The organism is Clostridium sp. UMB9555A (genome assembly GCF_030222355.1).
GTDB classification, from domain to species: domain Bacteria; phylum Bacillota; class Clostridia; order Clostridiales; family Clostridiaceae; genus Sarcina; species Sarcina perfringens.
The window spans coordinates 284,446-297,488 of the sequence record NZ_JASORQ010000003.1 but is presented as its reverse complement, the minus strand read 5'-3'; the positions used below and the strand labels follow the sequence as shown (position 1 = coordinate 297,488).

Annotated in this window: 12 protein-coding genes; 11 read left to right on the top strand and 1 reads right to left on the bottom strand. The window is 28.1% G+C overall.

Annotation, left to right across the window (positions count from 1 at the left end; all coding sequences use genetic code 11):
• The first annotated feature begins 6 nt into the window (after nucleotides 1-6).
• The 9 genes from QP548_RS11370 (at nucleotide 7) to QP548_RS11330 (ending at nucleotide 10,667) form a co-directional block, all read left to right on the top strand.
• The gene (locus QP548_RS11370) at nucleotides 7-381 is read left to right on the top strand and encodes a RidA family protein (protein WP_061426294.1); all 375 of its coding nucleotides are present in this window, start codon (nucleotides 7-9) and stop codon (nucleotides 379-381) included.
• A gap of 81 nt (nucleotides 382-462) precedes the next feature.
• A complete protein-coding gene (locus QP548_RS11365) occupies nucleotides 463-1,020 on the top strand; it encodes a nucleoside-triphosphatase (protein ID WP_061426295.1) in 558 nt (185 codons plus the stop codon).
• Between the two features lie 3 nt (nucleotides 1,021-1,023).
• The gene (locus QP548_RS11360) at nucleotides 1,024-2,055 is read left to right on the top strand and encodes an ABC transporter substrate-binding protein (RefSeq protein WP_061426296.1); all 1,032 of its coding nucleotides are present in this window, start codon (nucleotides 1,024-1,026) and stop codon (nucleotides 2,053-2,055) included.
• Nucleotides 2,052-3,041 carry a FecCD family ABC transporter permease gene (locus QP548_RS11355; protein ID WP_061426297.1) on the top strand — a complete coding sequence of 330 codons (990 nt, stop codon included), beginning with the start codon at nucleotides 2,052-2,054 and terminating at the stop codon, nucleotides 3,039-3,041. Before QP548_RS11360 ends, QP548_RS11355 begins: the two co-directional genes overlap by 4 nt.
• Nucleotides 3,038-3,817, top strand: coding sequence for an ABC transporter ATP-binding protein (locus tag QP548_RS11350; protein ID WP_061426298.1), 780 nt, complete (start codon nucleotides 3,038-3,040; stop codon nucleotides 3,815-3,817). The genes QP548_RS11355 and QP548_RS11350 overlap by 4 nt, the downstream gene beginning before the upstream one ends.
• Before the next feature lie 183 nt (nucleotides 3,818-4,000).
• On the top strand, nucleotides 4,001-4,570 hold the full coding sequence (locus tag QP548_RS11345) for a TetR/AcrR family transcriptional regulator (protein ID WP_061426299.1): 570 nt from the start codon (nucleotides 4,001-4,003) through the stop codon (nucleotides 4,568-4,570).
• A gap of 401 nt (nucleotides 4,571-4,971) precedes the next feature.
• Nucleotides 4,972-6,765: an oleate hydratase gene (locus tag QP548_RS11340; protein WP_061426300.1), complete on the top strand. Its 1,794-nt coding sequence runs from the start codon at nucleotides 4,972-4,974 to the stop codon at nucleotides 6,763-6,765.
• Between the two features lie 394 nt (nucleotides 6,766-7,159).
• A complete protein-coding gene (locus QP548_RS11335) occupies nucleotides 7,160-8,893 on the top strand; it encodes an ABC transporter ATP-binding protein (protein WP_061426301.1) in 1,734 nt (577 codons plus the stop codon).
• Nucleotides 8,886-10,667, top strand: coding sequence for an ABC transporter ATP-binding protein (locus QP548_RS11330; protein ID WP_061426302.1), 1,782 nt, complete (start codon nucleotides 8,886-8,888; stop codon nucleotides 10,665-10,667). The genes QP548_RS11335 and QP548_RS11330 overlap by 8 nt, the downstream gene beginning before the upstream one ends.
• An 83-nt stretch (nucleotides 10,668-10,750) precedes the next feature.
• On the opposite strand, the gene QP548_RS11325 is transcribed toward QP548_RS11330, so the two are convergent.
• Nucleotides 10,751-11,149 (bottom strand): ferritin family protein, encoded by a 399-nt coding sequence (locus tag QP548_RS11325; RefSeq protein WP_061426303.1) that lies wholly within the window; start codon nucleotides 11,147-11,149, stop codon nucleotides 10,751-10,753.
• 265 nt (nucleotides 11,150-11,414) lie between these two features.
• Here QP548_RS11325 and QP548_RS11320 point away from each other — a divergent pair, with 265 nt between their 5' ends.
• Nucleotides 11,415-12,443 carry a GH25 family lysozyme gene (locus tag QP548_RS11320; protein ID WP_075808037.1) on the top strand — a complete coding sequence of 343 codons (1,029 nt, stop codon included), beginning with the start codon at nucleotides 11,415-11,417 and terminating at the stop codon, nucleotides 12,441-12,443.
• 159 nt (nucleotides 12,444-12,602) lie between these two features.
• Nucleotides 12,603-13,004, top strand: a complete 402-nt coding sequence (locus QP548_RS11315) for a phage holin family protein (RefSeq protein WP_061426305.1) — start codon at nucleotides 12,603-12,605, stop codon at nucleotides 13,002-13,004.
• Nucleotides 13,005-13,043: the final 39 nt, after the last annotated feature.

Here is a 13,043-nt window from a genome sequence, read left to right as displayed (position 1 = left end):
ATTAATATGAAAAAAATAATTAACACAGAACATGCACCAGCTGCTATAGGACCATATTCACAAGGAGTAATAGTAGGAGACTTAATATATACATCAGGTCAATTACCATTAAATCCAGAAACTAAGGTCTTAGAAACTGAAATAAAGGCTGCAACTAAGCAAAGCCTAGAAAACTGTAAAGCTATATTAGAAAATGCAGGATCATCAATTGATAAAGTGTTTAAAACAACTGTTTTTGTAAAAGATTTAAATGATTTTGCTGCAGTTAACGAAGTATATGGAACATACTTCAATGAAAACCCACCAGCAAGAAGTTGTGTACAAGTAGCTAAACTTCCAATGGATGCACCAATAGAAATTGAAGTAATAGCCAAGTTATAAAATTAAATAAAATTTATTATAAGTAGGGAGTCATATAGAACTTCCTACTTAATATAGGTTAAGGGCTTAGGAAGGGGTTATATGCAATATAAAAATATTCTTTTAACTGGTAAAAGAAATTGTGGGAAAAGTACACTTGTGAATAAAATATTAGATCATATGGGGATTGAGTACACTGGATATAGAACTCTTCCTTATTATATAAATGGATATATGCAAGGATATTATTTACATGGTTATATAGATGAAGTTTATAATGGGTATTTATATAGTCCAATATCAATAAAAACTAGTAATAATAAATGCATAAGAGTTACAGAGACATTTGATACAATTGGATATTTAATATTAAAGAATAGTAGAAAACAAAAAGGTTGTAAGCTTATATTATTAGATGAAATTGGATTTTTAGAAGATGATTCAGAAAAATTTAAATTAGAAATAAAAAAGTGTTTAAATAGTGAAAAATTTTGTTTAGGTGTTTTAAAGGATAAAAATAGTGAGTTTTTAAATTCAATAAAATTTAGGAATGATACATTAATTATAAATATAGAAGATATAAGTTATGATGATAGAAAAATAATACAAGATGATATAGAAAATTATATAAAATTACATAGATTAAAGGGGAAGGATTAAGTTATGAAAGGGATTAAAAAGTTAGCTAGTTTAATACTTATATTTGTAATGAGCGTGACATTTTTCATTGGATGCTATAGTGAGGCTAAAGTTAAGGAGTCAGATAACAAAACAATTACCGTTGAAGATCAACTTGGGAGAAAGGTTGAAGTTAAAAGAGATGCAAATAGAATAATATCAAGTTATTATATATCAACCTCAATATTGATTAGTCTAAATGTTAAAGATAAGGTGGTTGGAATAGAGGCAAAGGCAAAAAATAGAGAGATGTATAAGAAGGTAGCAAAAGAGTTTTTAGATTTACCAACAGTTGGAACAGGAAAAGAAATAAATGTTGAAGAGTGTATGAAGCTAAATCCAGATGTAGTAATTATTCCTACTAGGCTTAAGAGTTTTATTCCGCAGTTTGAAAAATTAAATATACCAGTTATAGCAATAGAGCCAGAAACACTAGAAGGATTTAATAAATGTGTAGAACTTTTAGGAAAAGTTTCAGGTTCTGAAGAGAGGGCAAAGGAACTTTTAAAATATTATGATGACACAATAAATAAGGTTAAAGATATGACAAAAGATATAGAAAATAGACCAATAGTATATTTATCAGGAAGTGATAACATACTTAAGACTTGTACATCTAAAATGTATCAAAATTACATGATTGACACAGCTGGTGGAAAAAATGTTACTGGAAATATTGATGAGGGGTATTGGACAAATATATCAGCAGAACAGTTAATAGATTATAATCCAGATGTTATTTATGTAGTAGGTTATGCAAATTATACTGTTGAAGATGTTTTAGCTGATAGTAAATTGAAAGGTATAAATGCTATTGAAAATAAAAGAGTATATTTATTCCCATCAACTTTAGAACCATGGGATTATCCAACACCTTCATCCATATTAGGTATGCTTTGGATAGTAAATAATCTTCACCCTGAAAAGTATAGTACTGATGAATTTAAAAAAGATGCTAAAGGATTTTATAAAAGATTTTATGATTTAGAAGTTACTGATAAGGAAATTGGACTATGATTAAAAAATATTCTATCTTATCATATATATTTATTTTAGTAATATTAGCTTTAGTTTCATTATGTATAGGAAGATATGCACTTAAAATAAGTGAAATATTCAGTATATTATTTGGAAATAGGGCTAATTGGCAGGAAGTTAATTTATTGGTAAACATAAGATTGCCAAGAGTATTATTAGTAATAGTTAGTGGGGCAGCATTGGCATTATCAGGTATGGTTTTTCAGAGTATATTTCAAAATCCATTAATATCTCCAGATGTGCTAGGGGTAAGCTCTGGGTGTTCATTAGGTGCAGCTATAGGAATAGTATTTTTATCAGCATCACCATTTATGATACAAGGATTATCTTTTATATTTGGTATATGTTCAGTTATATTTTCATTGATTTTATCTAAAAAAATGAGAAGTAATAGGGTATTAGCACTTATTATATCAGGAATAGTAACTGGGGCATTGACTTCATCATTTATTATGATAATAAAGTACTTTGCAGACCCATATAAAGAGTTGCCTGCTATAGATTTTTGGCTTATGGGAGGATTTTATAATAGTGATTGGAAAAGCGTTATAAATGTTTTAATTTTAGTTTTTATATCAACAATTATTTTATTTTTACTTAGATGGAAATTGAAAGTTTTAACTATGGGAGATGATCAGGCTAAACTTTTAGGTGTAAATGTTAAATGCATAAGGACAATAGCAATATTTTCAGCAACTCTTTTAGTATCTTCTGTGGTATCAGTTGCTGGTCTTATAAGTTGGATAGGAATACTTGCACCACATATAGTTAAATCATTTGCCAGGGACGATATATCAAAGATTATTCCATTAACAATGGCTGTAGGTGCCATTATTTTGTTAATCGCAGATACAGTAGCTAGAAGTATTACTACAACAGAAATTCCAATAAGTATATTAACTTCTTTATTTGGTGCACCTTTCCTTGTATATCTTCTCAATAAAAAAGGAGCTGTTATTAGATGAATAAATCATTACGAATAAGGAACTTAAATGTCTCATATGGAGAAAAAATAATACTTAATGGAGTAGATATTGAGATTAATCCAGGAGAATTTACTGTTCTTTTAGGATTAAATGGAGCTGGAAAAACTACATTACTTAAATCAATAGCTAGTTTAAATAAGATAGATTATGGGGAGATAAAATATGGAGAGACTGATTTAATAAGTTTATCAGATAAGGAAAGAGGAAAATTAATATCATATATTCCACAACATATTCATACAAATCAGAATTATAGTGTAGAAGATATAATTTTAATGGGGATAACTCCATATTTAGGCGTGTTTGAAATGCCTAATAAAGATCATTATAGGTTTGTAGATGAGATTTTAAATGAGTTGAATATATCTCATTTAAAAAATAAGTTTATAGGAGAACTTAGTGGGGGAGAACGAAGATTAGTATATTTAGGACGAATATTAATTCAAAAATGTAGTATTTTACTTTTAGATGAACCAAATACATTTTTAGATTATGTAAAGCAACATGATTTTTTTAATTTTATTAAGAGGCTAATAATAAGGAAAAACTTAGTTACTTTAGTTACATTACATGATATTAATCTGGCTTTGAGATATGGAGATAGAATAGTAGTTTTAAGTGATAGTAAAATAGTAGATTCAATAGATTGCAGAGAGAAAGACTATGAGAAAAAATTTATAAGAATAATGGAAGATATATATGAGCGTAAACTTGAAATAGCTTATACGGAAGTAGGACCATTTATAATATGTTAAAATCAAATCTAAAAAAGGTTATGTTTTAGTTAGATTTTTATAATAGGTTTAAAAATTTGGGAGTTTATCTTAAGTATTTAACTTTAGGTAGATTCCCATTTTATTTAAACCAAAAGATAATTATAAAAATGAATAAAATAAGTGATATAATTTAAAGATAGAAGTTATAAGGGGGAGATTCTTTTGGCTCAGCAATATACTAAAAAAATGATTCGTAGCGTATTTATAGAGTTGTTAAATGAAAGACCGCTAAATAAGATTACTGTAAAAGATATAGCATCAGCTTGTGGAATTAATCGAAATACTTTCTACTATTATTATTCAGATATGTATGAGCTTTTATCTGAACTTTTTCAAACTGAGCTTCAAAATGTTATAGATGAATATAATGATACTATGTCCTGGGAGGAAAGCTTTGTATTAGCAACAAGGTTTGCCTTAGGAAATAAGAAAGTAATTTATCATGTATATAATTCAATGCAGAGGGAAGAATTGGTCAATTATATTTACAATGTTTCAGGAAACATGATGGAGAGGTATGTTAAGAAGTTAAGTCATGGAATAAATGCTTCTGAATATGACATGAAACTAATAGCAACCTTCTATCAATGTGCACTTACAGAAATGGTAATTCAATGGATTTCCTCTGGAATGAAAGAAGATCCAGATACAATTATAAGAAGAATAGGTGAATTATTTGATGGAAATATAAAACTATCCCTTCAACGTAGCGAAAAGCTCAACAAAATTTAGCAAAGGCAATCATAGAAAATTAATAAATTAAGTATTAAATCCCTTAATAGTTAAAACAGATGAAATCGTAAATAATCGAAGAGAAAACCTAGAAATAGCTAAAAGTATTTAAACTAGGTTATAAAATATTTATAAAATTAGGCATAGAGTGAGATATGCCTAATTTTTAGGCAATTATGTTTAAGTGTTTGAATTTTGAACACTCCCCTTATTTATCTAATGAAATATATGGTAAAAGGTTATATTATAGATTTAAAGGAACTTAGAGTTATTTTTAAAACTTACACTTAGTAAATAAAATCTTATATTCATAAGATTATAACTTATTAATAAAGGATTGATTTAAAGGGCTAAGATTTGTTTTAAAACCTATAGCTAGTTTTAAGAAAGAAGGGGATTTTATGAAACTTAAAACACATGATGAGAGACTTACTTTAACAAATGGAAGTTATCATGCATTAGTGCATGCTAGAAAACCTAAAGGAATTGAAAATAAAAGTGCATATTTAATTGGTACTGGAATAGGTGCATTGGCAGCAGGATGTTTTTTAATAAGAGATGCACATATGGATGGTAGCAAAATAACATTTTTTGAACAATTAGATCTTCCAGGAGGCTCTTTAGATGGAGAAGTACTTCAAAATCTAGGATATGTGGCTCGTGGTGGACGTGAAATGGGACATCACTTTGAAGTTTTATGGGATTTATTTAGTTCACTTCCATCCACTGAAGATCCAAATATGACAGTATTAGATCATTTCTTCTACACAAATTATGATGATCCTAACTATAGCAATTGTCGTATAACTCATAAAAATGGAGAAAGATATGACAATGCTAAATTTAATTTAGGACAAGATTTAGCTAAGGAACTAGCAGAGTTTGTTCTTATACCAGATGAAGAACTTCAAGATAAAGCAATTGATGAAATATTTTCTGAAGAACTTTTAAATACAGACTTTTGGACATTATGGAGAACTATGTTTGCCTTTGAAAACTGGCATAGTGCTTTAGAAATGAAATTATATATGAATAGATTTATACATCATGTTGGTGGATTACCAACACTTTCAGCCTTACAATTCTCAAGACATGATCAATACACATCTTTTGTAAAACCAATGGTTAAATTCTTAAAAGAAAATGGGGTTAAGTTTGAATATGGAGTACATGTTGAAAATGTAGAATTTGATATAAGTGATGATAAAAAGGTGGCTAAAAAAATAGTTGCTAAGAATAAAGACGGAAAAGATATTTCTGTAAATTTAACAGAAAATGATTTAGTATTCATAACTAATGGTTCTATTACAGAAGGATCAGGATATGGAGATGATAATACTCCTGCTCCATTTAATAAAGAACCACAAGGATGCTGGGAATTATGGAGAAATATTGCTAAACAATCAGATGAATTTGGACATCCAGATAAATTCTGTACTGACACTGAAAAATCAAATTGGGAATCTTGTACAGTAACTTGCCATGATGAACGTGTACCAAAATATATTGAAAAAATAACAAAACGTTCACCATATGGAGGAAAGACTGTAACAGGAGGAATAGTTACAGCTGTGGATTCTTCATGGTTAATGAGTTGGACTATAAATCGTCAAGAACAATATTATGGTCAACCAGAAAAAGATGTAGTAGTTTGGGTATATGGACTATTCTCAGATGTTAATGGTGATTATATTAAGAAACCTATGAGAGATTGTACTGGTAAGGAAATTATAAAGGAATGGTTATTCCATATAGGAGTTCCAGTTGATGAAATTGAAGAACTGGCTGAGTCTTGTACAGCAATTCCAGTAATGATGCCATTTATAACTGCACAATTTATGCCCCGTGAATTTGGAGATAGACCTTATGTTGTTCCTAAAAATGCAGTTAACTTTGCCTTCCTTGGACAATTTGCAGAAACTTTAGATGATCCAGGAAGAGATACAGTATTTACTATTGAATACTCAGGACGTACAGCTATGGAAGCAGTATATGTATTAACTGGAGTTGAAAAGGGAGTACCAGAAGTATATGCATCAAGATATGATATACGTTATTTATTAAATGCTGGAGTATGCTTATTAGATGGTGAAAAACCAAAAGTTCATATACCATTTTTATTAAAGAGAAAGTTAATGAAGCAAATATCAGGAACTGACATAGAAAAATTATTAAAAGAATATGGAATTATCTAAGTAAAAAGTGCTGAAGATTATAAGCAGAATAATCTTAGATTAAAATAAAAATATAGTAAGTATATTTAATAGACCATGATAAATAGCAAACTCTTAAAAGTTTGGGGCAGTTATTATGGTCTATTTTTTATTTGGGTATTTCAAATATTTCTAAGATATAATACAAATCAATATATATAAAATTTGAAATATAATAATATAAAATATTAAAAATGTATTTTTAGTATAATAATATTTGATGGAACCTATAAATTGAAGATTAAATATATTAATTAAAGAATATGAACAAAATTAACATATAAATAACTAAAAATATACTTATGAGAAAGATTTAGTTTTGGTATAATTAATAATTACATTATAAAATTTTTAAGAAAGGGAGGGGTATATAGCAATGAAACTAATACTAAAATATTTAAAGAACTACAAATTAATTTTTATCTTAAATGTTATATCCGTATTTGGATTTGCTTTAGTAGAACTTGGAATTCCAACCATCATGGCAAAAGTAATAGATACTGGAATAATAAATAGCGATATTGGTTATATCAAAAAAATGGGATTATTAATAGTAGTTATTTCTATAGTTGGTGTTATGGGAACAATATTACTTGGATATTGTTCATCTAAAATTTCAACAGGTATAACTAAAGACATTAGAAATGATATATTTAAAAAAGCTCAAGAGTTTTCCCATACAGAATATGATGAGTTTGGAGTTTCTTCTATGATAACAAGGACTACAAATGATCCATTTGTTATTTTACAATTTACAAACACACTTTTAAGGATGGCTTTAATCACACCAGTTATGTTTACTATAAGTTTAGTAATGATACTTAGAACAAGCCTTTCCTTATCTTTAGTTTTAGCAGTGGTAATCCCTATAATAATTTTAGGGGTTATATTAATAGCTAAAACTTCTGAACCTTTATCAGAAAAGTTACAAAAAAGGTTAGATAAGTTAAATAGGATATCTAGAGAAAACTTAACTGGTATAAGGGTAATAAGAGCTTTTGGAAATGAAAAGTATGAGGAGAAGAGATTTGATGAAACAAATGAGTCCTATGCAGAGGTAGCTAAAAAGTTAAATAAACTTATGGCAATATCTCAACCGCTTTTCTTTTTCTTACTTAACATCGCTATTATAGTTATCTTTTGGATATCTAGTAAGATGATAAATGTAGGAACACTTCAAGTTGGTCAATTAGTTGCCTTTATTGAATATCTATTCCATGCAATGTTTTCAATAATGCTATTTTCTATGGTTTTTGTAATGTATCCAAAAGCACAGGTTTCTGCTAATAGAATTATGGAAGTTTTAAATACAGAACCAATAATAAAAAGTCCTAAAAATGGAATAAAGGATACAGAAAACAAGGGAACAATAGAGTTTGAAAATGTATCTTTTACTTATCCAAATGGAGAAGAGCCTGTTATTAAAGATGTATCCTTTAGTGGTAAAAAGGGAGAAGTTATTGCCTTTATAGGAAGTACAGGTAGTGGTAAGAGTACACTTATAAACTTAATTCCAAGGTTTTATGATGTTACTAAGGGAAGTATAAAAATAGATGGAGTAGATGTAAGAGATTATGATTTAAAATATCTACGTAAAAAAATAGGTTTCATTCCTCAAAAGACTCTTTTATTTACTGGTAGCATAGCAAATAATATAAAGTTTGGTAAGAAAGATGCAGAGTATAAAGAGGTTGAGGATTCAGCTAAAATTGCACAGGCCTATGAATTTATTTCAAATAAGCCTAACAAATTTGATGAGATAATAACAGAGGGTGGTTCTAACGTATCTGGTGGACAAAAGCAAAGACTTTCCATAGCTAGAGCAATAGTTAGAAAGCCTGATATATACATTTTTGATGATAGTTTCTCAGCTTTAGACTTCAAAACAGATGCAATCTTAAGAAAAGAACTTAGATCTGAAACAAAGGATGCCATTGTATTAATAGTGGCTCAAAGAATAGGTTCTATAATGGATGCAGATAAGATTATAGTTCTAAATGAAGGGGAAGTAGTTGGAATAGGAACTCACAAGGAATTAATAAAAAATTGTTCTATTTATCATGAAATAGCAACATCACAACTTACAGAGGAGGAGTTAGCAAATGAATAAATTTAAATCAGTAGTAAAAAAGATTTCTCCTTTTGTTGGTAAGTATAAGTGGGCTTTTTTAGGTGCTATTTTATTTATAATTTCAGCAGCTGTTTTCACTGCCATAGCACCAAGAACAGAAGGATTAATAATAACTCAATTAACTAAGGATTTTGAGGGGATTATAAGAGGAGTTTCTGGAGCTTCAGTTAACTTTAATTATATTTTTAAGGTATTAATCTTATTATTCTTAGTTTATGCAGGTGGTACAGGATCAACTCTTATAGCAAGTTTCTTATTAACTAATGCAATTCAAAATACCATGAAAAATATTAGAAATGAAGTTGAGAAAAAAATAAATAGACTTCCAATAAGATATTTTGATGGTAATAGTTATGGAGATGTATTAAGTAGAATCACTAATGATGTAGATACCATCTCTAATGCATTGCAGCAAAGTTTTGTACAGGTAATAAATGCATTTTTATCTGTAGGATTAGCTTTAATAATGATGTATTCCATAAATATTAAGCTAGCGTTGATTGCAACCTTAATAATACCTTTAAGTATTTTAATTACAAAGATAATAGTTTCTAAATCTCAGAAATTATTTAATAGTCAACAAAAGGCTTTAGGAAATCTTAATGGAAAAGTACAAGAAATGTACACAGGCTTTAATGAATTAAAGTTATATGGAAAAGAAGATGATGCTTTAAATGAATTTGTAAAGGTAAATGAAGAGTTAAGAGAAACAGGTTTTAAAGCTCAATTTATATCTGGTATAATGTCACCTTTAATAAGTCTTGTTACTTATTTAGGAATAGCTGTGGTAGGGGTAGTAGGTTCTATAATAGCTATAGGTGGTGGAATTACCGTTGGTAATCTTCAAGCTTTTATACGTTATATTTGGCAAATAAATCAGCCTTTATCTCAAGTAACTCAATTATCATCAGCAATACAATCAGCAGTGGCTGCTACTAATAGGGTTTTTGAATTCTTAGAGGAAAAAGAAGAGGTTAAAGATCCTAATAATGCTATAAAAATTGAGAATCCAAAGGGAGATGTAACTTTTGAACATGTTAAATTTGGATATAAGGAAGATAAGCCACTTATAAAAGATTTAAGCGTAGATGTTAAAAGTGGTCAGATGGTTGCCATTGTTGGAAAAACTGGAGCAGGTAAAACTACTCTTATTAATCTTTTAATGAGATTTTATGATGTTCAAGGGGGTTCAATTAAAATAGATGGTGTTGATATTAGAGATATGAAACGTGAAGATTTAAGATCTATGTTTGGTATGGTTCTTCAAGACACTTGGTTATTTAATGGAACTATTTATGATAATATTAGGTATGGTAGATTTGATGCCACTAAAGAAGAAATAATAGAGGCAGCAAAGGTTGCAAATGTTCATCATTTTATAAAAACATTACCTGGCGGATACAATATGTTATTAAATGAAGAGGCTTCAAATGTATCTCAGGGAGAAAAGCAACTTTTAACTATAGCTAGAGCAATTTTAAAAGATCCAGCTATATTAATACTAGATGAGGCCACAAGTTCAGTTGATACTAGATTAGAATTATTACTTCAAAAGGCCATGAGAAATATAATGAAGGATAGAACTAGCTTTGTTATAGCTCACAGGCTTTCAACTATAAGAAGTGCAGATTTAATATTAGTAATGAATGATGGTAATATAATTGAACAGGGAACTCATGAAGAGTTAATGAAGCAAGGTGGTTATTACGAAAGTCTTTATAATAGTCAGTTTGCTAGTAAAGAAGCAAATTAAATAAACTTTAAATACTATGATATATTTTAGGGGAATATGGATTCCTGGATATATATTTAACACTATAGAAAAAGCAATCTAAATTAGTTTAGATTGCTTTTTCCTATTAATCCTTTTAATAAATTACCATGTTTTATTTCATCCTTAGCTATTTCTTTAAGTCTAGGGAATTCTTCTCCAAGCTTTTCATATACTGGGCCACCATTAATTTCAGCATTTATAAGCATTTCAAAAACTTTTTCTTTACCTAAGTTTTTATAAGCAGCTTCTATTTCTTCAGATGATTTATTACAAGGTTTTAAAATTTCTTTTGAATATTCTCTTATTATTGAGGCATGTCTTCCTTCATCTGCTGCTATGCTTAATAAAACATTTTTTTCTTCTTCAGAGCTAGCAAGTTCAGCTAATTTTCTATAAACAAGAACTGCATCTAATTCTCCTTGTTGTAATTTTAATAACATTTCATTTCCATTTTGTTTCATAATAAAATCCTCCTAAATCTGTTTTGTTAAATTAAATTGTGTACAATTAAATTGTATGAATTAATTGTATATCTTTTATAAGCTTCTGTCAAATAATTTTTAAAAATAAAATGTAAGTTTACAAATTTTAAGTAACTTACTTTTTACATTATGAAGATAGGGTTTAATAAATAAAAACTTAAAAAGAATAATTAAAGTTATGTAGCTTTAGTAAAGAAAATCATAGAATGTAATATAAAAAAATATACAAAAGAAGGAGTAAATTATGGAAGGAAGAAATGATAATAATTTAAAGGGAATTGATGTGTCAAATTGGCAAGGTAATATAAATTTTAAAAGTGTAAAAAATGAGGGGATTGAAGTAGTTTATATTAAGGCAACAGAGGGTGACTATTTTAAAGATTCATATGCAAAACAAAATTATGAAAAAGCAAAAGCAGAGGGCTTAAAGGTTGGTTTTTATCATTTTTTTAAGCCTAATAAGAATGCAAAAATACAAGCTAACTATTTTATTGATTATTTAAATGATATAGGAGCTACTGATTATGAGTGTAAGTTAGCTTTAGATATTGAAACAACAGATGGTAAGGGAGTAAATGAATTAACCACTATTTGTATAGAATTTTTAGAAGAAGTAATAAAAATCACAAATAAAGAAGTTGTCGTTTACACTTATACAAGCTTTGCAAATAATAATTTAGATAAAAGATTAGGAGTTTATCCACTTTGGATAGCTGAATATGGAGTAGAAGCACCAAAGGATAATGCTATTTGGAATAGCTGGATTGGATTTCAATATTCAAATAAAGGAAGTGTAGCTGGTGTATCAGGGAATTGTGATATGAATGAATTTAAAGAAGAAATATTAGATGGAAAAAATAATTTTAAATTGTATAATGCCACCACTAAGAATATATCAACTCATCTTAATATAAGACAAAAAGGGGATTTAGATTCTAATATTGTAGGGGAGATACCAGCTGGAGAGAAATTTATGATAAAGTGGGTATATTCTAATTATTTAGGATGGTACTTTATTGAATACAAAAATATTACTGGCTATGTAAATTCTAATTATGTAGAAAAATTTCAAATGGCTACTACCTACAATGTAAGTAGTTTCTTAAATGTAAGGGAAAGAGGAACTACAGATTCAAAAGTAGTTGCAATTATAGATGCTGAAGAAATATTTAGAATTGATTGGGTAGACTCAGATTATATTGGATGGTATAGAATAACAACTAAGTATGGTAAAAATGGTTTTGTTAAGGCTGATTTTGTTAAGAAGATTTAGTTATAGTTCTTCTCTCTTAAAAATTTTAAAATGTGATTATGAATTAAATATTATTAATAAAAGTATATTTAAAAAATAAGGACAATTAAAGAGGATTATAAATATAATATATTGATATAGGTAACAAAAGTTAAATTAAGTTTAAGAGGTATAGTTCTTATGGAGAATATAATAAATTATATAAAGTTTGGGATTGTATCCTTAGGAACTTTATTCACTTGGATATTCGGTGCATGGGATATTCCCCTAATAACTTTATTAGTATTTATTTTTTTAGATTATTTAACTGGAGTAATTAAAGGGTGTAAAAATAAAGAATTATGTTCAAATATAGGATTGAAAGGAATAACTAAGAAAGGTCTTATATTAATAGTTCTTTTAGTTGCTGTTATGCTAGATAGGTTATTAGATAATGGAACTTGGATGTTTAGAACAATGATAGCTTATTTTTATATAATGAATGAAGGTATAAGTATATTAGAAAATTGTTCAGCCTTAGGAGTACCTATACCTGAAAAATTAAAACAAGCTTTGAAAGAGGTAAATAATAAAAACAAATAATAGGTTTGGGAAATATGTATTTAAAGTTAGTATCACTTA